The organism is Haloarcula sp. H-hyl6 (genome assembly GCF_056934455.1).
Genome location: NZ_JBRIIK010000005.1, coordinates 34,462 through 57,143, shown reverse-complemented (window position 1 = coordinate 57,143; position 22,682 = coordinate 34,462). Strand labels below are relative to the sequence as shown.

17 protein-coding genes and 1 pseudogene are annotated in these 22,682 nt (G+C 53.4%); 12 read left to right on the top strand and 6 right to left on the bottom strand.

What is annotated here, in order from left to right; genetic code table 11:
* Positions 1-171 precede the first annotated feature (171 nt).
* Positions 172-1,404, bottom strand: a complete 1,233-nt coding sequence (locus Hhyl6_RS22695; protein WP_483741506.1) for a dipeptidase — start codon at positions 1,402-1,404, stop codon at positions 172-174.
* A 1,090-nt stretch (positions 1,405-2,494) separates the two neighbouring features.
* Between Hhyl6_RS22695 and Hhyl6_RS22690 the strand changes: the two genes are divergently transcribed.
* The 3 genes from Hhyl6_RS22690 (at position 2,495) to ilvA (ending at position 7,749) form a co-directional block, all read left to right on the top strand.
* On the top strand, positions 2,495-3,283 hold the full coding sequence (locus tag Hhyl6_RS22690) for an IclR family transcriptional regulator (protein WP_483741505.1): 789 nt from the start codon (positions 2,495-2,497) through the stop codon (positions 3,281-3,283).
* A gap of 532 nt (positions 3,284-3,815) precedes the next feature.
* Positions 3,816-6,389 (top strand): GcvT family protein, encoded by a 2,574-nt coding sequence (locus Hhyl6_RS22685; protein WP_483741504.1) that lies wholly within the window; start codon positions 3,816-3,818, stop codon positions 6,387-6,389.
* Between the two features lie 103 nt (positions 6,390-6,492).
* Positions 6,493-7,749, top strand: coding sequence for a threonine ammonia-lyase (gene ilvA, locus Hhyl6_RS22680; RefSeq protein ID WP_483741503.1), 1,257 nt, complete (start codon positions 6,493-6,495; stop codon positions 7,747-7,749).
* Between the two features lie 375 nt (positions 7,750-8,124).
* Here the strand turns inward: ilvA and Hhyl6_RS22675 are convergent, their stop codons facing one another.
* Both Hhyl6_RS22675 and Hhyl6_RS22670 read right to left on the bottom strand, forming a co-directional pair.
* On the bottom strand, positions 8,125-8,613 hold the full coding sequence (locus Hhyl6_RS22675) for an Lrp/AsnC family transcriptional regulator (RefSeq protein ID WP_483741502.1): 489 nt from the start codon (positions 8,611-8,613) through the stop codon (positions 8,125-8,127).
* A 179-nt stretch (positions 8,614-8,792) separates the two neighbouring features.
* Positions 8,793-9,296: an Lrp/AsnC family transcriptional regulator gene (locus tag Hhyl6_RS22670; protein ID WP_483741501.1), complete on the bottom strand. Its 504-nt coding sequence runs from the start codon at positions 9,294-9,296 to the stop codon at positions 8,793-8,795.
* Between the two features lie 612 nt (positions 9,297-9,908).
* On the opposite strand from Hhyl6_RS22670, the gene Hhyl6_RS22665 reads away from it, so the two are divergent.
* The 4 genes from Hhyl6_RS22665 to Hhyl6_RS22650 all read left to right on the top strand — a co-directional run bounded on the left by Hhyl6_RS22665 (position 9,909) and on the right by Hhyl6_RS22650 (position 13,845).
* A complete protein-coding gene (locus Hhyl6_RS22665; RefSeq protein ID WP_483741500.1) occupies positions 9,909-10,835 on the top strand; it encodes a DMT family transporter in 927 nt (308 codons plus the stop codon).
* Positions 10,836-11,354: 519 nt separating this feature from the next.
* Positions 11,355-12,650 carry a tyrosine-type recombinase/integrase gene (locus tag Hhyl6_RS22660; RefSeq protein ID WP_483741499.1) on the top strand — a complete coding sequence of 432 codons (1,296 nt, stop codon included), beginning with the start codon at positions 11,355-11,357 and terminating at the stop codon, positions 12,648-12,650.
* 67 nt (positions 12,651-12,717) lie between these two features.
* Positions 12,718-13,302, top strand: a complete 585-nt coding sequence (locus Hhyl6_RS22655; protein ID WP_483741498.1) for a DUF7437 domain-containing protein — start codon at positions 12,718-12,720, stop codon at positions 13,300-13,302.
* Positions 13,303-13,314: 12 nt separating this feature from the next.
* The gene (locus tag Hhyl6_RS22650; RefSeq protein ID WP_483741497.1) at positions 13,315-13,845 is read left to right on the top strand and encodes a PIN domain-containing protein; all 531 of its coding nucleotides are present in this window, start codon (positions 13,315-13,317) and stop codon (positions 13,843-13,845) included.
* Between the two features lie 33 nt (positions 13,846-13,878).
* Here Hhyl6_RS22650 and Hhyl6_RS22645 read toward each other — a convergent pair whose 3' ends face one another.
* Positions 13,879-14,271, bottom strand: a complete 393-nt coding sequence (locus Hhyl6_RS22645) for a DUF7970 domain-containing protein (RefSeq protein WP_483741496.1) — start codon at positions 14,269-14,271, stop codon at positions 13,879-13,881.
* The gene (locus Hhyl6_RS22640) at positions 14,271-15,143 is read right to left on the bottom strand and encodes a ParA family protein (RefSeq protein ID WP_483741495.1); all 873 of its coding nucleotides are present in this window, start codon (positions 15,141-15,143) and stop codon (positions 14,271-14,273) included. Before Hhyl6_RS22640 ends, Hhyl6_RS22645 begins: the two co-directional genes overlap by 1 nt.
* 571 nt (positions 15,144-15,714) lie before the next feature.
* Between Hhyl6_RS22640 and Hhyl6_RS22635 the strand changes: the two genes are divergently transcribed.
* On the top strand, positions 15,715-16,743 hold the full coding sequence (locus tag Hhyl6_RS22635; protein WP_483741494.1) for a Cdc6/Cdc18 family protein: 1,029 nt from the start codon (positions 15,715-15,717) through the stop codon (positions 16,741-16,743).
* A gap of 19 nt (positions 16,744-16,762) precedes the next feature.
* Here the strand turns inward: Hhyl6_RS22635 and Hhyl6_RS22630 are convergent.
* Positions 16,763-17,452 (bottom strand): annotated as a pseudogene (locus Hhyl6_RS22630) (SOS response-associated peptidase).
* Positions 17,453-17,728: 276 nt separating this feature from the next.
* Between Hhyl6_RS22630 and Hhyl6_RS22625 the strand changes: the two are divergent.
* The 4 genes from Hhyl6_RS22625 to Hhyl6_RS22610 all read left to right on the top strand — a co-directional run bounded on the left by Hhyl6_RS22625 (position 17,729) and on the right by Hhyl6_RS22610 (position 22,662).
* Positions 17,729-18,673, top strand: coding sequence for a hypothetical protein (locus Hhyl6_RS22625; protein ID WP_483741493.1), 945 nt, complete (start codon positions 17,729-17,731; stop codon positions 18,671-18,673).
* 2 nt (positions 18,674-18,675) lie between these two features.
* Positions 18,676-18,981: a DUF8156 family protein gene (locus Hhyl6_RS22620; protein ID WP_483741492.1), complete on the top strand. Its 306-nt coding sequence runs from the start codon at positions 18,676-18,678 to the stop codon at positions 18,979-18,981.
* A 2-nt stretch (positions 18,982-18,983) separates the two neighbouring features.
* Complete coding sequence (locus tag Hhyl6_RS22615; RefSeq protein WP_483741491.1) at positions 18,984-21,149, top strand: type B DNA-directed DNA polymerase; 2,166 nt, start codon at positions 18,984-18,986, stop codon at positions 21,147-21,149.
* 898 nt (positions 21,150-22,047) lie between these two features.
* The gene (locus tag Hhyl6_RS22610) at positions 22,048-22,662 is read left to right on the top strand and encodes an AAA family ATPase (RefSeq protein WP_483741490.1); all 615 of its coding nucleotides are present in this window, start codon (positions 22,048-22,050) and stop codon (positions 22,660-22,662) included.
* Positions 22,663-22,682 lie beyond the last annotated feature (20 nt).

The window sequence follows — 22,682 nt, the reverse complement described above, 5'->3', positions numbered from 1 at the left end:
GGCTCATTATGCAATGGACAGTAGAATCAGACGAAGCGATCTTTCGAGATGATGTGTAGCAGAAATATATACGATAATACAGGACCCTAAGTGAGTACAGTCACGCTGCCTGTTGAATAAGGCCAGCTAGCGTGTGCCCTGTATCTCACTTAGCTTGCTGCTGATGAGCGATTACCAGACGTTTTCCAGTGCATCCAGAATGTTCTCTCCCAGAACCATCTGGATTTCATCGTCACTGTACCCGTTCTTGACCAGCCAACGGACGATGTTGTGCCAAGCTTCGGTGGGGTTCTCCATGCCCAGCGGAGCGCCCATATCCTCGACCGAGTCGAATCCGTGTCCTTCCTTCGGCGAGTTGTAAATCATCTCTACCTTTCTGCTACCCTCTGCCTCTTTGAAGTAGCTCGGGTACACCCGGTCGTCATCTCCGTACAGAAGATCAGTACCGAACGCCACGTTCTCGATACCGACGAGGTCAACGATGTACTCGAAGTGGTCCATGATTGCGTCGATCGTATGATCATCACGCTTCGCCGACGTGATGTTCGGCGGTGCAGCTGTAATGGCGACGACGCCACCAGTGTCTGCGACAGCCTTGATACACTCGTCGGACTTCATACGATTGGTATGCCAGAGTTCCCGTGCACCGATGTGGTTATAGAATACAGGATCATCGCTTACCTCACACACGTCAAGCGCAGTCTGGTCAGTCGAGTGGCAGAGATCGATGGCGACACCGAGTTTGTTCATGCGCTCGATGACGTTCTCGCCGAATGTCGATAGACCCCGGTCGCGGCTCTCGTCGTTATCAATGATGCCGGAGGCGATGTAATTCGAGTAGTCAAAGGCGAGCCCCATCATCTTGATTCCAAGTCCGTAAAGGATATCGATCCGATCGAGTTCGTTCTCGATCATCGCGGTACCCTCTATGGAGGGAACGAATGCTGTTTTGCCCTCCTCATGAGCGCGCCGTATATCATCAACACCATCACATCGTATAACCTGGTCCTGGTGTGCGATGTCGCTCAACCGTAGACCCAGGTCATAAATGGTATCGTCCCACTGCCACCCGTTCGGCGACCGGACCGTCCCATAGTCATTGATCAGGTGATCGAACACGCCGTCCACGTTAGACTTTGCGAGTCCCTCGTAACAGGTTTGGACTCTGCCCTGCCTGAAGTAATCAGGAATCTCTTCTGTTTCCAGAGGGAAGTAGAACGGGTGCTCGTGGAACGAAATGATAACGCTTTCTTCACTGAGCTTTTCGGCCCGCATCTCTTCATCTTCTCCCAACGGCACCTCATAGGGCTCACCGTTGTGGATCTGGTCTGGAAGTGAGAAGGACTTGTAGTCCTCTCCTTCCTCTAAGTAGTCGAACGCCTCATAGCCATTGTAACTCGACATGCATGTCAATGTGTATCTCCCCCGAATATAAATTTATTGGTAGAGGAGAACATGCCCTCAAGAGATTTCAATTTTCGCCAGACAACAGCCCGTCGGTGAAACTCAACGAACACAGTATTGATTACCGCAACACCAGACCTGACTGGGGTCTGATCGAGATAACGTTTATGCGAGGCTCGTTGTCGGTGGGTCACCGGGATGTGCGGATGATTTCTTTGTGGAAATCTCGCCAAGGTTTGCGAAGGATTGGGCACCGAAGCTGAAAGAGTCTGAGATTGGGTGTGAGTTTGTCCTGAAACGCCTCGATTCGGGTAGAGCTACTACCGCACCAGCGGCGCGTTGTTGTACATAGTCACGTGTGTTCCTGTCTACTCGTATATAACTTCCAATGGATAACCGCTACTCGCCATCTTTGAGCGGTCCAGAGGCACGAAAACCATTGGTTTAGACGGTCGACACTCCCTCCATTACCACCTCACAGTCGCCGAGTCGGAATTGCACGCACAGTTTGAATTTCGCGAGCACAACGTATTGTTGATCGCGGCAGTGATCAACAAGTGTGAATATGATGGTTTGTCTTCGTGGTAACCTCTTCGCCCACACTTCGAAAGGCCATCCGAGCGTGACCCTTAATCGCATTCGTAGTTGCCCATCTCACAGTGGTGTAGACTTTGTCAACTTCGACCGTCCGATCCTCGCGCACGCGAGGGTCTGACAACTCTATGGTCGAATGTGCGGTCACGATCCACACCAGAAATCAGTGACACTCTGATAGCTGCAGTACTTGATTGCGGACGCAGACCAGCGACGCGGGTACTAGAGAGTATCTCGCCAGCGAACCTGCTGTGCAGGTTCAAATGGAAATCGCTCATCTGGGTGCCGCGGCAGCGTCGCTCTTCCCCGCTTCGTTCTTATACCACCGGACCTCTTTGACTAGCAATCTGCCCCCAGAGGGTGGAAATTATCTCGGTTACTAACCACAGAACACCTACTAGGGAGAGGTGGCTCTCAAAGAGATGGACTACCCGCGACAAGGGAACAAATCGTAATATCCAAAGAACTATGCTCCTTCGCCACAGATTGTAATACAATGACAGAAGACAAATCCCCCCGGACGATGAAAACAGTTGAGACAAGCTGGGATATCATCGATATACTTGAAGAACTGGATGGGGCAAGGGTATCGGAAATAGCGGAGAGACTGGATATTCCGCAGAGTTCTATTTCCACTCACCTATCCACACTGAAACAAAGGAAGTATGTGGTAAAGGATGGTAAAGAATACAAACTAAGCTTGTATTTTTCAAGTATTGGTGAGTATGTAAAAAATCAGTGTATTCTTTATGACGCTGGAAAAAGCGAAATTGAGCGTCTAGCTCAGGAGACAGAGGAGTATACCCATCTCGTTGCCGAAGAATACGGTCAAGCGATCTATTTGCATGAAGCAAAAGGAGAGCAGGCCGTGGGAGAAGACCACTTCAGCAAAAGGTTTGAAATGCCGACAGAGCTTCACAGTTCGGCGTATGGAAAAGCAATTTTAGCACATCTTCCCGAAGATCGGATCGAACAAGTGATTGACGAATACGGACTACCGGCAAGGACTGAGAACACGATAACGACCCAAGAAGAACTATTTTCCGAACTGGAGCAGATCCGAGAGCAGGGATTCTCCCTAAACGACGGTGAAGAGATTCGAGGAGTACGTGCCGTCGGGGCTCCAATTCAGCAAGCAGATGGAAGTGTGCTTGGAGCGATCAGCGTTTCAAAGCCGGTCAGTAGAATGGGTGACGAAACCTTCAGAGAGACGATGCCAGAAATAGTCAAGAGCACTGCCAACGTGATTGAGATAAACATAGAAACGTCTAGAAACGAGCTTTAACCAGTTATAACCGCTCAACTGTGCTAATAGATCGAAGCTGGCATTGTGAGGCATTATTGATTAACCATCATAAAGAAAGGGGATAATATCGAAATATACGATTAGAATCTCATAACGTGCGTACTCCTGTTAGTACCAATAGAGAGACCCTCCCAAGTGGAGCGACAATGGCAGTTTTACCCAAGGAAGAGACACGGCTAATCATTTCCAAAAATCGTGTCAAAACGGTTCCTGACCGGTGTACAGCCGATCTATCCACATTCCTATTCGTTCAAGGAAGATAGTAATCGCATATTCCAAACTCCAGATACTGAGAGTGTGGCTGTTTTAGTCTGGAAATTTGCCAACTGAATTAAAGTAGAAGTTGAGTGCTAATTCTTTGATTCTCCGATCTTAGCCCATCTCGGTCGATATTTTGACGAGATTGGGAAGGGTAAGATGAGTTCCCAGCTCACTTTGGTGGTGGCTACTGTCATATTCCCGAATCATCGAAAACTATATTAATGAATACGTCGCATGCTAAGGTGTAACGATGGAGTCAGACACTAGTCTACCGGCAGAAGCAGACACTGTCATCGTCGGAGCTGGAATTGTTGGATGTAATCTGGCCTATCAGCTGTCAGAGCTTGGTCGGGAAGATATCGTGGTCGTCGATCAGGGCCCAATGCCCACGACTGGCGGCTCATCTACCCACGCACCAGGCATTATGTTCCAGACCACAGAGCACAAGATCTTGACTAAATTTGCAGGATATAGTCGGGAAGTCTACTCTGAGCTGGAAGGCCCCAACGGTGAACAAGCCTACAACAAGACAGGTGGAATCGAAGTCGCCCGAAGCGACGAGCGCATGGATTATCTTCGGCGTCGTGTTGAGTGGGCGGAATCCTGGGATATCCCAGACCCACAACTTCTCTCGCCTGAAGAAGTCGAGGAGAAACTACCACTAGTCGACGGTGATCAGATCCAAGGAGGTTACTATTCGCCCAGTGACGGTCAGGTTTCGGGAGTTGTCGCGTGCGACGCGTTGGCCCGAAAAGCGATAGATAATGGTGCGACGTTTGTTCCACACACGCGGACAGAGGATATTGAGATCACAGACGGCGAAGTCCGCGAGGTCGTGACTGAAAATGGGACTATTGCGTGTAACGAAGTCGTCGTCGCGACTAACATCTGGGCCCGGCAACTCGGCGAAAAGATTGGTGTTCACTTGCCAATCGCTCCAGTTGAGCACCAGTATACGGTGACCGAGTCACTCGAAGAGCTTTCGGACAGCCGAGTAGATATCACTGATCACCCGCTCTTCGAGAACTATCACAACGTCTCTGGCGACAAAGCAAAGCGGCTTCTCGTTAGTCCTGACCGACCGATCCTCCGGGATCAAGACAATGCGATGTACTTCCGGACTCACGGGGATGCCTATGGTATTGGCTCTTACAATCATGAGTCTATTGTCCCGGATCCACAGGAGCTCGGAGGCAATGATCCAGATGGTGAACAGGGTTCCGTCCACGAGTTCACCGAGTACCACATGAACAATGCGACCCATCCGGACCGACAAGAAAAAGCTCCACGCCAAGCGAGCAACGAGCTACTGCCTGCTACCGAGGGTGCCGAGCTTGAATATAAGTACAACGGGATGTACTCTACCGCACCGAATGGTCTCCCCGCGCTAGGGCCAATAGAAGGTTACGATGGACTCTGGACTGCGCTGGGGAGTTGGGTTACCCACGCCGGCGGTGTCGGGAAATCCCTTGCTGAATGGATGGAAAACGGTGTTCCGCGATTGGGAGACGAGCGGATTGACCTCTCTCACGCCAACGTGAATCGATTCGACGAACACGAAGGAAGCTGGGATTTCACCCGTGATCTCGGTGCTGAAGAGTACCGGATGATCTACAGCATCGTGCATCCGAAGTGGGTGTGGACGGATCACCAGCGAGACATCCGTCGGACGCCGATGTACCACTCCCACAAAGAACTCGGTGCCGAGCTGTGGGCCGAAGCCGGCTGGGAAGAGCCCCAGTGGTTCGAGTCGAACGCAGACCTGTTGGCCAAGTACGGCGACCAGATCCCCGAGCGGGGAGACTGGGCCGGGAAATACTGGTCCCCGATCGAAGGAGCAGAAACCCTGAACGTCCGAGAGAACGTCGGTCTGCACGACATGACCTCCTTCAACAAGATGGAGGTCGTCGGCAACGAGGCCGGCGAGTTCCTCCAGTATCTCTGTACGAACGACATGGACCTCGACGTCGGCGACGTCAGGTATACGCTGATGTGCAACCATGCTGGTGGTGTTCGTGCAGACATCACGGTCACGCGCACGGAGGAGGACCGCTACCTGCTCCTGACCACCGGCCGTGAGGTCGGGACTAACCACGTGGCGTGGGTCAAAGAGCAATCACCGGAAGACGTTGTTGTCAACGACGTCACGTCCAGTTACGCGGCGATGGTCTGTACGGGCCCGAACGCCCGGAAGGTGCTGTCGAAGGTCACCGATGTCGACCTCTCGGACGACGCCTTCCCGTTCTTCACGAGTCAGGAATTCTACGTGAACAACATTCCTGTGACCGCGCTCCGCGTCTCCTATGCCGGCGAACTCGGTTGGGAGCTGTACACGCCGTCGGAGTACGGCGAGCGCCTGTGGGAACACATCATGGAGGCCGGCGAGGAGTACGACATCCGGCCGTACGGGAACGGCGCCCTCAACGCTCTGCGGATTGAGAAAGGGTTCCGCCTGTGGGGCGAGGACCTCCACACTGAACACAACCCCTACGAGGCGGGCCTCGGCTGGGCCGTCGACCTCGAGACCGACTTCATCGGCAAGGAGGCCGTCGCCGCGGCCGCCGACGGCGACAACATCGAACACAAAGTCGCCTGTCTAACCCTTGACGATGAGGACGTCACCGTGCTGTCTCACCGACCGGTACTCGACGGCGATGAGACCATTGGATACATCCACAGCGCCGAGTACGGCTATACTGTCGGTGCCTGTGTGGTGTATACCTACTTGCCGCCAGAATACGCCGAACCAGGGACCGAACTCGAGATCCTCTACGAAGGTGAGCGATATGACGCTACTGTCCAGGAGGAACCACTACTGGATTAGATAACTACCTCTACTCCCCCGTGGTAGTCTTGTTTACTACCGAGGAGCACGGTCACGCATTGATTCAGCCGACAATACCGACGCGAATACGATAATTCTGATTATGAGTGAACCACGTGAACTTCAAGTGTGTTATGAGGACGTAGAACAGGCACGTCAGCGAACAGATGACAAGTCGATAGTCAAACGGACGCCAGTAGAGCGTAGTACGTCTCTCGGAGAGATGACCAACAGTGATGTCTTCTTGAAGATGGAGCATCTACAATGGACGGGGTCGTTCAAAACGAGAGGGGCTTACAACAAAATTTCACAGGCAGTTGAGCAGGGAGTTGATGAGTTCGTCGCTGCCAGCGCTGGAAACCACGCACAGGGCGTTGCGCTGGCAGCAACAAAATGTGGAGCAGAATCGACGATCGTTATGCCGGAAACAGCTCCACAGTCAAAGATAGATGCAACTCGTAGCTATGGAGGGACTGTCGAACTCGTTGGTCAAGATTTCCAAGATGCGATGTCATACGCCCAGTCACAAGCAGAAGGGAGTGAAGTAGAGTTTGTTCATGCATACGATGATCCCGATATTGTTGCCGGACAAGGGACCCTGGGAATCGAGATGTACGAGGATTGTCCAGAGGTCGATACTGTAGTTGTGCCAATTGGCGGAGGAGGCCTCATAAGTGGTATTGCAACTGCATTTGATCATCTGTCGCCTGAGACTCGCGTTGTTGGGGTGCAAGCAGAAGGAGCTTCAACCGTCCATGAGAGCCTAGACAAAGGTATGCCAGTCACTCTCGACGAGGTTGACACAATTGCTGATGGAATCGCCACCGGGGGGATCTCAGGGCTGACAATGGATATTATTGACACACACGTTGATGAGGTGGTTACTGTCACTGATACCGAGATCGCGACGGCTACCCTCCTAATACTAGAGCGTGCTAAGCAGGTCGTTGAAGGGGCAGCTGCTGCATCGGTTGCGGCGATTCTAAACGACCAACTCGACGTAAGTGGGGAAGTAGTGATGCCTCTGCTTTGTGGAGGAAACCTAGATATGACAACCCTGCGTACCGTTCTCATACATGCTCTAACAAGCCGCAAACAAATCATCCGGCTGCGAGTCCGAATTAACGATCGACCTGGTAAGATGGAAGATATCTCAAAGGTTATCGCGGCTCATGGGGCGAATATTCACAATGTCCGCCACGATCGAGCCGTGCCAGAGTTGAGCGTTGGTGAGGCAACTCTCGTATTTACTATCGAGACCCAGGGTGCAGAACACGCCGATACGATCGTAGAGGCAATACGAAGCGAAGGATACGCAGTTGAGGGCATTGACAACCAAACTGCACCTGGATCAAAATAGTCGTTCACCGATTACCAATCTACAGTTCTTTACTACCATTTAAATTCAGAGTTATTTGTCTCCAAAATTTGATTAATTTAATTTCTGCTGGCAGATTCTTTAGAGTTCTTAGTTACTATTTATAAGGACTTGATCGAAAGAGTGGGTAGCAAAATCGAGCGGTCAGCCATAAATTATATACACCGATATTCTCCATTCAAAATGGAGCGGTTTTATCCTGGATTCGCAGCAGTTAGCGCGCCACCGATTACACGTAGGCGAAGACTCAGTCACAGACCGAGACATGACAATAGTCTTCAGAGGACACACAAATTCTACGCATATCAAGAATGGTGCCGTCTGTTGGCATTTCAGCGAGCACCACAATGATGGTGATCAAGAATCGGAACAAAGGGCAATCAGCGATTCCTCGGGGTACGCTATCAGAGGATTCTTTGTGTCCTTTACTGTTGAGATTACAAACTGCGAACTCGTCTGGTGTATTTCGTCGATTGCTTCGAACTGGCTGACCAAATCCTCAATCATATTTCTATCAGCTAGCTTTGAGATTACGATAAAATCGGTGTCACCCAATATAAAATATACTTTGTTCACACCTTCGAGTACGCTCAGCTTTTCACCAACGGTAGTGTGAGTTCCCGACTGGTACTTAGCTCTCACCTCAGTAATCAATGTGATTTCCAAACCAATCTCCGCGAGATCAACGGAGTACAGCTCGTTTTCAATGATGTTCTGCTCTTTGAGTTTGTTGAGTCGGTAATGGACTGTTGACTTCGGAATACCTGTGTCATGGTGAATCGACTCAGGACTTCCGGTCTCAAGATTCGAGATCGCAGAAAGTATTCGTATGTCTTTTGAGTCCATAGTACAACTTGGGAGAGTATTCTTAAACACAGTTCTAATCAGCGTTATATTGCCGGTTTCTTAACAATAGGGAGACAATATCACGTTTAGAGGTGGTGAGATCCAGAGCAAGGGTTTGTTGCAGCATCGTTTGGGAATAATATTTCCGGCATCCCATCAGGGGATGTTCCTCCCCGGTATTAATTGACCGATTTTTGCTGCACACCGAGATTATCAAGCAACGTCTCTATCTCAAAATCATTCAATGGTCGGTTTTCATCTTTTATTGTCATTATAACAAATTTCGAGCTTGTCCGATCGACTTCATCAATCGCCTCGAAATCCTGGATAAGCCGCTCCACCATCCCACGATTAGCGAGGTGAGAGATAACAACAAAATCCGTATCTCCCATAGTGAAATATACCTGATTGACACCTTCGACATCTCCAAGCTTCTCTCCGACCTTATCATGATAACCCTCGCTGTACTCAGCCATCACATCAGTGATGACTGTGATGTTCAAACCAATCTTCTCCAAGTCAATATCAAACAGGTCGTTAGTGATGATACCCTCTTCTCGAAGATTGTCCAGCCGATAATGGACCGTCGACTTCGGAATGTCGGTCTCCCTAGAGAGTTTCTCTGGACTACCCGTCTCTAGCTTTGCAATCGCCGCCAGAATTTGCACATCTTTTTCATCCATAGTAGGTCTGTCACCAAGTATGAGCCAATCTATTGAATATCTTCCGACCATATTGTACTGTTATTGACTGTAAAACAGTACTGACATACATATAACAACAGACAGTATGCGTATCGTCAGATCGAATCTTTACTCGGTGGAAACCCTGCCAACATCCTGTAAGTTAGGGGAGCTCATAGTACTCTGACGACTGTATCCATGCATTTGGATTCTCCGGATCATAGACGTATAGCGTGTTGTTATCCAGTTCTAGTTCTGCGTAATTTATATCCGTGTCAGGGTTGGTACTGCTATGTCTCATGGTTGTATTCACTGGCGGGTGTGCGGCCCAACAGCCGTGCCCGTACACTACTTCGCATCTCATTTTCTCGTGGCCCGCCTAACCCACTATTGAACCTAGTCCCTAATATAGATTACTGATGAGACCACATCCTATTTTGCGTAAAATAATAGTATTGAATCCACATACCTTGGCAAATTGTGTCTTCTAATGTTGGTCAAGTGTCGAAACACTACTACCCTGAAGAGACGTTATAGCGTAGTTGGAGTGTAAGTGCATATCTTCAGCTGAGGTCAGGAAGATGATTAAGACACTCTACCGGCAGATTAGCGGTGCCTTCCTACACTACATTATTCTGTAGTGGGTTCGAAAAGGATACATCACTTTGGGATGTAATTCTAATTGTGCAGGAATCTACCGAAGGTTCGATTATGATTTTGTTCGCGGCTGCCGGTTTCGGGACATTAGGGATATTTGGAGAACTCGCGTCGGCGATAAATCTTAAATTAGCTACACTGTTACCGATTCGATTTGCGATTTCGACTTTCATAGTTGGTACAATAGGAATGATCCGCGGTTTATCTTATCCGGTGACCAAAGGAGACTGGTTGAGGACACTCACGCTTGGCGTTGTCTACACCGGGATGACACTATTCTATTTCACTGCACTACGATACTTGACAGCAGGATTGGCATCAATCATCCTCTATACCTACCCTGCGATGGTTCTGGGCTTGTCAATATTATTTTTGAATGAACGAACAACATGTAAAAAGATAGTAGCTCTTGTATTGTCAATGGCAGGGGTGGGATTTGTCGTCGGGACAAACACAGCTGGAGCCGACGCGCTAGGGATTGGGCTCGCCCTTGGTGCTGCGGCCTGTTATGCTATTTACACGGCTGGTAGTCGACACCTGAGTTCGTCGATATCACCTCCAGCAATAATGTTTGGGGTTCTTGTAGGAACGACAGGTAGTATGATCGTGTACGGGACCCTCGATGGTGGCCTCACGGTACCGGCCGGAATCGATGAGTGGGGCGTAATTTTGGGGATTGTGTTCATTTCAACAGTAATCCCATTGCTGTTATTCTATGAGGGAGTTTCTCGCCTGGAAGCAAGCCGTGTCGCAGTCATCAGTACTGTCGAACCTGTCGTCACCGTCACTCTAGGTGCAACACTCTTGGAGGAACCGGTCACACCATTCGTCGTCGTGGGAGGAACACTAGTCATTGGCGCGATTATGCTCATTCAACAGTAACCCACCATCACTTCAGGGAGTTATATTTGGAGTGTTTCCCATACGCTATTTACTATTCTAAGAGGAACGCGAAGAGATCGGCGACTTCAGGACCGTCGAGGTAGTCGCCGCCATCAAACGCAACCGCATCACCAACTCGAGTGATCGGTCGTTCATAATCTCGCCATCGGGATTCAATTGGACGCGGCCCTCGTCGGCGTCACCTTTCAGGGCCGCCTGAGCGCTCTAAATACCGCCAATGTTCTCAGCGGTGAATTCATCCTCCAAGACTCTGGACCGGACCCCACTGCAAAAATATGATATAGCTATATGTAGTTTATCAAAATTAGACCCACGGAGGCATCTTTTTTCGGTTTTCACACAGACTCCAACAGTCTGTTTGTCCCCAAAATATATACGCAAACTGTGGGAAATGCGCTACCACCAGAACATGCCGGGCTTAGAATCGATACCACACACAGCGAGGCTTCTTCTCCCCGTTCTCAAGAGTGAACAGCAAACGCGCTGGAGGAACACTCAATGAGCGACACTACAGCATCAGCGACCGACCACGACTGGGAGGACGTCGACGACGTCTCCTGGACGCTCCTCGACCGCGAGGAACTCGTCGACGCCTACTGGGCCGTCGTCGCCCCGGTGATGGAAGCAGATGGACTCAATCCTGAACAGAAGAAGCCGACACATAGCTGGCTTCGCGACCACGATCTCCGCCCACTCCTGTACGCGCTACGAGAGTACCACAACCGCACGTTCACAGAGTTCTGGCGTGAAGATCTCGAACTAGACGTCGAAGAATCGGGCTATGAGTGGGCGACTGACCACGATCGAACTATCGAATCACTCGAGTCATTTCTTATATCGCGGCGAGAACGGAAGGGTCTCGCTGGTTCATCGATTGATACGCTCCGCTATCGTCTAAATCGATATATCCAGTCCTACCGAATCGAAAACGAATCCGGAGACCTCGTAACGCCAGTCGCTCGCGACAGCGATACTCCTCCCTACGAGGCGGTCGATGCATGCTGGGCGGCATTTGACCGCCTTCACGCAGAGCTCGACGGCGGGCAGACCAAACGCCGAATCCACCTCGCGGTCTCGAACTGGTACGCCCATCTGGTCCGGCGGAAATGGGCCGCCGTCAATCCCGCTGATGGCCTCGACGACGAGTTCGACTGGTCGAACGGGACCAATGACGACGCCGATACGCCGTGTCTCACCACCGAACACGTCCGTGCGCTCTACCAGACGGCGACCGATCAGGAAGAGCGCCTCCTCATCCTCGCGCTGTGTGCGTGGGGACTACGCCCGAACGAGGTCGCCAGTCTCCGTGCTCGCCAGTTCGTCCTCGACGTCTCGGACGATGAGGTCCCGTATATCGAGTTCGAAGAGCGAAAGAACGGTCCTGGAGAGGTCTCGCTACTCTACGGACAGGGCGTACTCGAAGACCATCTCGCCACGTTTGCCGATCACCACGAGTGGGACGGCTATCTCTTTCCGTCACCTCAGGGATCTGGCGGCCCAATCTCTCGTTGGACGGTCTGGAACCGGTTTACACAGCTCGCCGACCGTGCGGATCTGCCTGACGAAATCGATGGTGTGTCGCCAGCGCCAAAGATGGGACGGCGATTTTGGTACGATGCCTATTCCGCCTCGCTCGACGTCGTCCTCAGTAGTCTCGACGAGATCGCGACCGAACAGGGCAGCGCCAGTGCCGACGTCGTCCTACAGAATTACCTTTCAGAATCGCGCGCTCGGAAGCTCCGTCGAGAATACATGCGTGACCAGTTGGCTGCCGCCTTCGAAACAGAAAGCTAGTGATACGACAGTCTGACTTCGTTCCCGGACCCAAGAGTTATTACTCAATACACGAATTATGAATTGTATGTCGAAAGCGACGGGAGATCCAGAACGCGCTGTTAACGGCCTTATGTCCGTGGCACAGCTGCTTGAAGAGCCACGGCTCGCCCGTCTCTACACCTATATTCTCCGTAAAGGGGGGGTAACGATCGACGACATCACTGACGAGACAGAGATCCCCCGTACGACCGCGTACGCAGATACGGGAACGCTTGTTGATCTCGGCGTGCTCACGCGAGATGAGACACAAAAAACGCACACCTACACAACACAGCCAATCACGCTCACCGCGAATCTTGATGGAGATACGTATACGATAACGCCGACCCTCATCGAGGCAATCGGCCGATCACCTCAGGATCAGGACCTCGACCTGCTGATCGAGAAATACGGCATGGGCAAGCTTGCTGCGGCACTCACGTATGCAATCCCATACGTCGAGGGAGGCATGACCGAGCGGGTCGCAGCACGTGAGCTTGATCTCCAGCCCGCGTTTGCTATTGCGGTCCTCCAAGCCCTCCGAGACGTAATTCTCGAAATGCGGGAGCATGATCCATATTTTGACCAGATTCGGAATGCTCGTGACGAACCAGTCGACGAGGAAGCATAGGAAGGCCCACACATGGACGAAGCGACCGAGTCGATACCGGAGAGTGCCGTGTGGGTTGCTGATTCTGGTGTATTCATTGCGTGTGGCCGTCAGGAACAAAATAAGTATACGGCGCTGGAACGGTTTGCCCAACGGAACGAAATCACGTTCGTGATCCCAAACCGGGTGTATGAGGAACTTGGCGGAGCACCAGACCGCAGTACACCCGGTCAGGCACCTATCAATAGCGCAATTGACAATGGATGGGTGACCGTCGCTGATGAACTAGACTACACAAATCCGACAGTGGCACGCGTTATGGACCATGTGCGTGGCTTCATCGCCCGCAAATCGAACCGATCCGAGGACGACATTGAAAAGGCGGATACCGCACTCGGTGGTGTCGCAGCTCACCTCCTAGATAGTGGGAAAGCCATGTCAATCTGCGTCCTCACGACAGATGACGATGCTGGGAACGGTGTCGTCACTGCAATCGAAGCTCAGGGGTACAATGATCAAATCACATTCAAGGATGGGTTTGATCTGATTTCGGAGATCACATAGAGTCTATCTACGAACTCTCGAAAATTGGTGGCCCTATCGTAGATGATCGTAACCCCACTCTAGCAGCACGTCAGCCATGTCATCCGGGTTTCGTCGGGCCACCTCGATATAGGCCTCGCGGATATCCGTGACCGGAACGTTCCCCGGACTCATCCCGAGTTCATCGGCAACTGCTTGCCGGACATCGTCTTCGAGTTCTTGGAACTCATCGCGAGCGAAAATGACGAGTTCGTGAGACCGGTCCTCTTTCACCGTCTGGCGACGAACCGCGTACGGTATCTCCGGGGTTTTGCTCGCCGTTTGTATATTGTCCGCTGAGTCGTTCGTGGTGGTCGGTTCCTCGCTGGCGGTGTTGTTGCTCTCATCGGAGCCGTCATCGTCGTCGGCAAATGGGTCACTCCCCGGTCCCTCTTTCATCCCCGCCATCAGGCCGTCACCTCTTCAATTGCACCGGGTTCTGGGGGATTCGGTGCGTCGACGCCAGCCTGTTTTTCGAGGTACCGGGCAAGCCGGTCGAACTGCGCTAGCGTCTCCAGTTCATACTCGCGCCGTCGGTCGCGATGCTCCCGCACGTACGTGAATGCCGAGCACTGCTTTGCCCACGCACCCTCCATGAGTGACGTCCGATCGCCAAAGGTCTCCGGTGCCGAGTAGGGTATTTCTTCGAGAACTCGTTGTTGATCGTTCGTTCCTTTCACGCCGACCGGAACAGCTGCAAGGACGCCGACATCGATGTCAAGTGTGTCTTCGAGACCTGCGACAAGTTGTTCAAGACCGTCGACAGCAGCCTGTCCTTTCGCACTCGGTTCGATTGGAATGACGAGCGATCTCGTTGCATTAATTGCGTTGTGAAGATGCGGACCTTCGGTCGCGGGCGGGTCGCAGATCAGGACATCGTACTCGTCGCGTACACCTGCGTCAGAAAGCGTACTCAGTAGCGCCGCGTGTATATTGAATGCATCGCCAACTGCCGCTGCTTGGTCCTGCTCCCGCCGGAGCCAGTCCCCGAGGTCCGCGAGAGTGTTGTGTTCGGGAATGATGTCGACGCCGTGTTCGCCCTCAACGATGAGGTCTTCAAACTCGCCCATCGGGCGGTTAATCATGTGCCGTGCAAGATGGTCGACATCCTTTGAGCGGTCGCTGTCGACGCCGAACAGACGTGAAAGATTGCCTTCCTGCGGGTCCAACGGGATGACGAGGGGTTTCAGTCCAGCTCGAGCATGCGCGACGGCGAGGTTCGCGGCAGTCGTCGTCTTGCCCACGCCACCAGCCTCGGAGTACGTGCTGTAGGCCAGCATACCCGCCAGTTCAACCGACTGGTTGAAATAACTTGTTGATAGAACTAATTGGTTCAACTAGACAGTTCATGCAACTGATTGAGTCAACTAATGTAATCGAATGGTTGAAATGATCGATTTAATCGATTGTTCCGATCGATCGATTGAGATAGTAGAATTCGCCAGATTAACACTCGAAACGACAGGGGTGAGGGGAGATAATTCAACCAATTTATTCAATCAACTGTTTCAACCAGTCGGTTGAACCAAAAAAATTTCAGCAAATGAACACTCAAAACAACGGAAAAATAGAACAGATTGAGGAGGAGATCATCTATACTTCGATGAAGGGGGTGTCGGGCTAACCAACAGAGCAGGTTTCAATACGGCGATGTTGGTTAGTCGGCGAACGTCAGAACACTTGTTCACGATCACGAACACACATTCAGAATAGTTGACCATCCTGTATTTCAATGGCAGCGGGGGCGAAAATTATGAGCCGTTGAGCATAGTGTGTCCAATTCCGGAAGTTTCCGGAAACAACCCACTCACTCTTTTATTATCTGACCCTAAATCATAGTGTCAGAAACAGATGATCCGCGATGCACGCGTCCTCCGTGCTGGGTTTGTCCCCCGAGAAGTCGAGCATCGCGACGCCGAGGTCAACCATCTCTCTAGCGTCCTTGAACCCATCACGAATGGCGAGCCCACCGACACTGCCATCGTTACCGGCCCTAGTGGGGCGGGCAAGACCTGTATCTCGAAGTTCGTCACCGAACGGCTTCGTGAGGAGGTTCTCGACGTCAAGACCACCTACGTCAATTGCTGGCGGAACTACACACGGTTTCGGACGGTCTACCAGATCCTCGACGACCTCGGCGCGACGATCGACATCCATCGCCAGTCGACGCCCCACGACGAACTCATCGACCGGCTCCAACAGCACGACGGCCCGCGAACCGTCGTCATCCTCGATGAAGTCGACCAACTCGAAGATCCCAGCGTCATCTACGACCTCCACAGTCTCCCGCAGTTCGCAATCATCTGTATCGCGAACAAAGAAAAGGAACTGTTCAGCCGCGTCGACGACCGGCTTGTAAGCCGCCTGCGCTCCAGCGAACACGTCCGAATGGACAAGTACCATGACGAGCAGCTGTACGACATTCTGAGTGCGCGCGCGAGGTGGGGCCTCGAAGAAGACGTCATCACCAACGACCAACTCTATCGCATCGCCGATGCGGCCGCCGGCGACGCTCGGCTCGCTATCGGCATCCTCCGGACGGCAGCCAGCAAGGCCGACCGCGAGAACCGTGAACAAATCACTGACGATATCCTCCTAGATGCAGCCGAGGACGCCCGTGCCCAGATCAAACAGAAGAGTCTCGATTCACTCACACCACACCAGCGGGTCGTCTACAATATCGTCCGCGATCACAGTCCACTCGGACCGAGTGAGATACACGAACGCTATACCGAAGAGGTCGATGACCCACGGACGAAACGGACCGTCCGGACGTACCTCTCGAAGATGGCTCAGTATAATCTCCTCGAGGCGGAGGGCACGAGTCGGGACCGAGAATACTCGCTCGTCGATTCGGCGGCCGCGTCGCCGATGCAGTGACGCCAAAGCACGTCCTCAACTATCCGGAGCTGAATTCGCCGAGTCCCGACTGCTCGTAGTCTAGTGGTTCGATGACCCGTGGGTCGTCGTTGACGGGGTTGTCGACTCGCGTCGAAATCTCGTAGGCGTCCAGATCGTCCTTCGGATACTGCTGACAGAGCTCCTTGCGAACGTCCGGACCGGCGGAAAGCCATTCGGACTCAGCATCACGCGGGAGGACGACCGGCATCCGATCGTGGATGGACTGCATCAAGTCGTTGGGGTTCGTCGTCAAGATCGTCACGCACGAGACCGTCTCATCGTCGCCCTCCCAGATGTCCCAAAGGCCAGCCATCGCGAACGCTGGGTCATCTTCCCGGTATATTCGATAGGGCTGCTTCGGCCCGCCATTCAGTGATTGTCACTCATAGAACCCCGACGAAAGGACGAGACAGGGGCGGGATTCCCACGTCTGCTTGAAGACGCGTTTCTCGTCAGCAGTCTCGGAACGAGCGTTGATGATCCCCTCCTCGGGCTCGTCTACCCAGAATGGAATAAGCCCCTAGTGGTACCGGTCGATATCGTCGGGGGCCTCGTTCGTGATGATCTCCAAGCCGTCTCCTGGTGCGATATTATATCGCGGCGTGTAGCCGCCGTCCGTGACGACCTCGGCGTCGAAGCGAGCTTCGAGATCTGCTTGCTCAATGAAGAGGGAGTTTCGTCCACACATACGTTCGTGTTCGTTGGGAATTATCTTGAGCGTAGCCTCGCAGGAGCATCGTTGACGGCGGTGTTCGGTCTTAACCAACAGACTGCCACGGCAGACTCGGTTTGTTGGTAACGCAGTCAATGCGGGACGAGTCCGATTCTGGAAACAATATCGGAAACCGTCGAACGAACTCAGAAATCCGGTGACTGAAGCGGGGTTTCTATCTGTCTCATCTCTTCCCTGAAACACGGAAGCGCCACGCCGCGGCTTATCGGGAACGTATGCATCTAGTCGGGTATGGGAGAACACTCAACATGGGATCGGTTGACAGCAGAGCAGCCAACACGGGGCGCCGACCGCAATCGGGACCTAGCTGACCAGAGCGATCCAGCTACGGAGAAAATGCTGCTCCCGTCACTCGAGGAGGGTATCACGCTGCTCGACGTAGCGGGCGGTCGCAGTGTCCCGATCCTCCAATCGCTCGTGCTTGATCATCTCCTCCTACACGACGGCACCGCCTTCTGGGTCGACGCGACTGGGCATGCGACGACGTCCACGCTCTCTCGGATTGCCCCCAGCCAGCGGCTGCTCAACCGAATCCACGTCGCACGCGGCTTCACTGCCTACCAGCATTACGGCGCCGTCTGCGACCTCCCAACAGCAGTGAACCAGTCTATCCAAGACTCCACCGCCGATACCGGGGCGGCCGGTCGACAGTCTACGGGTCGCAACGAAAATGCGTCTCCCTACACACCCTCACTCATCGTTGCGCCGGCTGTCGACGCCCAGTACCGCACCGACGATACCCTCGGCGAGGCCCACGCGAAAACCTTGCAGGCCCGAACACTAGCCGGGTTGACGACCTACGCCGATGGATACGACATCCCGGTGCTCGTTACTCGAAGCGAACGTAACGAATTCACCACGCCGGTCGCGACGATTGCCGATCATCACCTTGAGTGCGAGCTGACCCGGATGGGGCCACGGATAGTCGGTGATGAGTTCGAGACACTCGTCTACCCCGTCGACGACGGCGCGTACTACCAGACGACGTTCGCGTACTGGCGGCAGCTGCTCGAGGCCCGTGCCACCCAGGTCGGCTTTGAACCGGCGACGACATCGCCCTCGACGCCGACTCCGGACGGCGTCGGAACGGGCATCACAGCTGACGGTGAGACGGTATCTGCCATCACGGATCCCCTGCTCGATGCGTGGACAGCGACCGGTGCTGGAGGTAGATAACCATGGGGCGCACGAACCCGACGTACCGAGATGCACTCCGGGCCATCGAAGAGCGCTGGGTGGAGTTCCGCCGGGCACTACGTCGGCGCGACCAGCCTCGGTTCGACCAGCTGTTCGAGTACGCCCGCGAGCACGCCGACGCGAGCGGGCTGTTGAACCATCAGAATCCGCTCCTGCCGGCGCTGCTCAGCATCGACCTCGAACAAGAGGGCCGCCTCGACGACCATGAGAAACGCCTCGAAGAGCTCGAAGCTGCGGTCGCAGCAAGCGATGACCAGGAGACCGCCCCACCGGACTCGGACCCTTGACGATGCCGTTCAGTATAGACTTCTTGGACGACGGTCGGGTCCTGGAATGGGAGGCAACCGCCGACGGCGCAGTCGCGACAGAACGGGACGACTACACGCCGCATTTCTATGTCGCTCCTCGCGAGCCCGACACTAACCTCGACCTCACGACACTCCAGTCGGTGTACGACCAGCACCCAGATGTCGTCGCGACCGAGATAGTTTCTCGGCGTCCTGGCTTTCGACGAGGCGAAGAGGCAGTCCTTGCCGTCGACGTCGCCCACATCGACCGCGTCACCGCGCTCGCCCGACAAGCACGCCAGTTGTCAGACTATCCAGTTGGGGATCTCGCCTGCTTCAATGTGGACTTCTCGCGAGAGTTCCGATACTGTCTGGAGAACGGTATCGATCCAACCCCGGCGAGCGAGCTGTCGACGCTCCGGCTCAGCGTTCCGGTGACCGAAACGAGCAACGACGTCTATGGGGAGCTGTCCGTCGCCGGTGACACCGTCATTGGCTCGCCGACAGAGATTCTGACGGTCGTCCAGGGGGCGCTCGAAGCACACGATCCGGACGTCCTGGTCTGCTCGACGAGTGAGATCATCCCGACGCTGTATGGGATGGCGACGAACGCCGGCGTCGACGACTTCTCGCTGAGTCGGTGGCCGGACGTCGACTACCAGCAGCTCGCAAGCCGGTCGACGTACTCGAGCTACGGTTGCGTCGGCCACTCCCCGGCGCGGTACAACGTGCCCGGCCGAGCGATTATCGACAAGTCGAGCACGTTCTTCTACGGGGAGACAAACCTCGACGGCGTCCTCGATCTCGTGTCGCGCTCGAAAAAGCCCGTCCAGGAGATTGCCTGGGCGTCGATTGGGAACGTTCTCACCGCAATCCAGATCTGTAAGGCCCACGACCGCGGCGTACTCGTCCCATGGAACTCCTGGCGCCACGAGTTCTACAAGCCGATGGGGACGGTCCACGACGCCGACCGCGGCGGCTTCATCTTCGCCCCCGAGGTCGGCCTCCACGAGAACGTCCACGAACTCGACTTCTCGAACCTCTACCCGAACATCATCTGTACACAGAACGTCTCGCCGGACGTTATCCGGTGTGACTGCCACAGCGACCGGGACGACGTCCCCGGCCTAGGGTACTCGATCTGCGACGACCGGGGCTATCTCGTCGACGTGCTACAACCGATCATTGACGATCGCGACGAGATCAAGGCGGCCATTCGCCGCGAGAAACAGCGGGACGACCCCGACGAGGAAAGATTGGCAGAACTCGAAGGGCAGTCGGGAGCCCTGAAGTGGATCCTCGTCGCCTGCTTCGGCTACCAGGGATTCAGTAACGCGAAATTCGGCCGTATCGAATGTCACGAGGCGATCAACGCGTTCGCTCGCGAGATTCTGCTGACGGCGAAACAGCAGCTGGAAGCCGGTGGTTGGCGCGTCGTCCACGGCATCGTCGATTCGATCTGGGTCACACCGGATCCTAACGTCGACGACGATGACCGTGAGGACCTCGAAACACTCGCGACGGCAATCACGGAACGCGTCGAGATTCGGCTCGAACACGAGGCCCACTACGACTGGGTGGCGTTCGTACCCCAGCGCGAGAGTGGCGCCGGCGCGTTGACGAAGTACTTCGGGAAGGTCGCCGGCGAAGACGAGTTCAAGATTAGAGGCATCGAAGCCCGACAGCGCTCGACGCCACTGTTCATCGAAAACTTTCAGCGTGAGTGTCTCGACCGATTCGACGCGACTCGCTCACCAGCGGCGGTACTTAGCTGTCTCGAGGACGCTATTGAGAGACTTCACGCGGGGACAGTGCCAGTCAAAGAGCTCGTCGAACGGAATCGTGTCTCTAAACCACTCGAAGGGTACAGTCAGAACACCCAGAATGTGTCGGCTCTGAAGCGTGCTCGTGATCTAGACATCGCCGTGCATCCGGGTCAGGATATTGAGTATGTGGTCGTCAACGATGAGAAGACTTCGCGTGAGCGAGTGGTATTAGCACATGAAGACATCAAGTCCTATGATCCGGCGTATTATGAGACACAATTGGTCCGGGCCGCCGAGAGTTTACTCTCCCCACTCGGATGGGATCTTTCGGACATACAACGAGACATTGCTGGGACTCGAGAACCGGATTTGACGGCCTTCACGAGAAGCGAGAGAAGTTAACCAACAAATGATGATTTACAAGGACGTGTTGGTTAATAGCTACACTACGGAAGGCAAATAGGGAAGTGTGTCAGGAAACACCACTGTGTCCGCAGTTCTTTCGCTCACTCAGTGGAATGGCCGAGAGAGTAGTGTTCTCGAGTAGGACGAAACCCAACACTATCAGTGGGTTCGGATGGACACACACACCTGATTCCGAGTTAGTGAGGGATGGGGAGTATCCAGCCAAAAATATCCTGTTTGTCAGGGCATCTCCAACAACAAGCACGAGCGGTACTGGCTTTGCTAGTGATTGTTTCCAGGCTAGCGGCGGTGGCTGTAGTACTTTCCTTTCCTACCTCTCCTAGTTCACTAAACTAGAAACTAGAAAGAACACACCTAATTCCGAGTTAGAACACCATTCAAAACGCTCCTCACTAACGATATTCCACTAACTAACTCGGAATCGGGTGTGTGTCCCTCTGTTGATTTTACTAGCTTTCGACAGGCTGACCTTCTCTAATTCATTTAATGCCAATTAATTGCTCTACTAACTCGGAATCAGGTGTGTGCGCCATACCATGAGGGATTTGCCCCTCTATCCAGACTAGAGTCGGCAAAAATCTCAAACCGACCTCTGTCATAGGTCGTCTCCGTTTCACAAACTAACTCGGAATCGGGTGTGTCTTTCCCGAGGATGCTGCTATTGAATATGGTCACCGAGAATCAAAGTTGTCTGAATCTACAAACAACTCACATTGACACTTCTGACTCCTCTAACTCGGAAATAGGTGGGTCTAGACCAGGTTCAAAGTTATTTCTCTCTCTTCTCTGTCGGCCGAATTCCCACTTCAGAAGGCTTCTCTAACTCGGAGTCTAGTCCAAAGACTTTTGCTTCAGTTTGGTAAACCACTTCTTCATGGACGGTACCGAAAACGGTAACATGGAAGAACCTGATGAGCTCTTCCAGACCGTTGACGAAACTGGTGGGGACGATATCTTCGCGAATCGCGAACTCCTCAATATCGACCACGTGCCCGATGAAAATCGAATTGTCGGACGGGATACACACATAACAGAACTCGCAAACGAGGTTGGGCCCGCAGTGACGGGTTCACCACCCAATTCGGTCATCTTGTACGGAAAGACTGGTTCCGGGAAATCACTCGTCGCCAACCACGTCATGGAACGTGCACAAAACGAGGCCGATAGGCGAGGATATCGCATGGCGACCGTGACGGTCGACTGTGCACAGGCTAAAGGCGAGGCTGATACAATTCAGACTATCGCTGAAGCAGTCAACACACCTACCTCCGGTGTGAAAGTACCAACACGGGGTATCTCGACAAACGAATACTACAACCGTTTGTGGGATATCCTCGATACAGAGTACGACGCTGCCTTGATCACGCTTGACGAGGTCGATCGTCTTGGTGACGATAACGTACTTATGCTCCTTTCCAGAGCTCGCGAAGCTGGGAAAGTGGACGTCCCGATTGGCATAATCTCTATCTCGAATAAAGGGCTGTGTTGAATCGCCATATAGCGGTGGAA

Bases quoted from the DNA above. Each gene is read 5' to 3' on its own strand.
- Hhyl6_RS22645 (WP_483741496.1), bottom strand. From the start codon at position 14,271: ATGGCGGGGATGAAAGAGGGACCGGGGAGTGACCCATTTGCCGACGAC.
- Hhyl6_RS22650 (WP_483741497.1), top strand. From the start codon at position 13,315: ATGGACGAAGCGACCGAGTCGATACCGGAGAGTGCCGTGTGGGTTGCT.
- Hhyl6_RS22685 (WP_483741504.1), top strand. From the start codon at position 3,816: ATGGAGTCAGACACTAGTCTACCGGCAGAAGCAGACACTGTCATCGTC.
- Hhyl6_RS22635 (WP_483741494.1), top strand. From the start codon at position 15,715: ATGATCCGCGATGCACGCGTCCTCCGTGCTGGGTTTGTCCCCCGAGAA.
- Hhyl6_RS22620 (WP_483741492.1), top strand. From the start codon at position 18,676: ATGGGGCGCACGAACCCGACGTACCGAGATGCACTCCGGGCCATCGAA.
- Hhyl6_RS22625 (WP_483741493.1), top strand. From the start codon at position 17,729: ATGGGAGAACACTCAACATGGGATCGGTTGACAGCAGAGCAGCCAACA.
- Hhyl6_RS22640 (WP_483741495.1), bottom strand. From the start codon at position 15,143: ATGCTGGCCTACAGCACGTACTCCGAGGCTGGTGGCGTGGGCAAGACG.
- Hhyl6_RS22655 (WP_483741498.1), top strand. From the start codon at position 12,718: ATGTCGAAAGCGACGGGAGATCCAGAACGCGCTGTTAACGGCCTTATG.
- Hhyl6_RS22615 (WP_483741491.1), top strand. From the start codon at position 18,984: ATGCCGTTCAGTATAGACTTCTTGGACGACGGTCGGGTCCTGGAATGG.
- Hhyl6_RS22670 (WP_483741501.1), bottom strand. From the start codon at position 9,296: ATGGATGAAAAAGATGTGCAAATTCTGGCGGCGATTGCAAAGCTAGAG.
- Hhyl6_RS22695 (WP_483741506.1), bottom strand. From the start codon at position 1,404: ATGTCGAGTTACAATGGCTATGAGGCGTTCGACTACTTAGAGGAAGGA.
- Hhyl6_RS22675 (WP_483741502.1), bottom strand. From the start codon at position 8,613: ATGGACTCAAAAGACATACGAATACTTTCTGCGATCTCGAATCTTGAG.
- Hhyl6_RS22660 (WP_483741499.1), top strand. From the start codon at position 11,355: ATGAGCGACACTACAGCATCAGCGACCGACCACGACTGGGAGGACGTC.
- Hhyl6_RS22610 (WP_483741490.1), top strand. From the start codon at position 22,048: ATGGACGGTACCGAAAACGGTAACATGGAAGAACCTGATGAGCTCTTC.
- ilvA (WP_483741503.1), top strand. From the start codon at position 6,493: ATGAGTGAACCACGTGAACTTCAAGTGTGTTATGAGGACGTAGAACAG.
- Hhyl6_RS22690 (WP_483741505.1), top strand. From the start codon at position 2,495: ATGACAGAAGACAAATCCCCCCGGACGATGAAAACAGTTGAGACAAGC.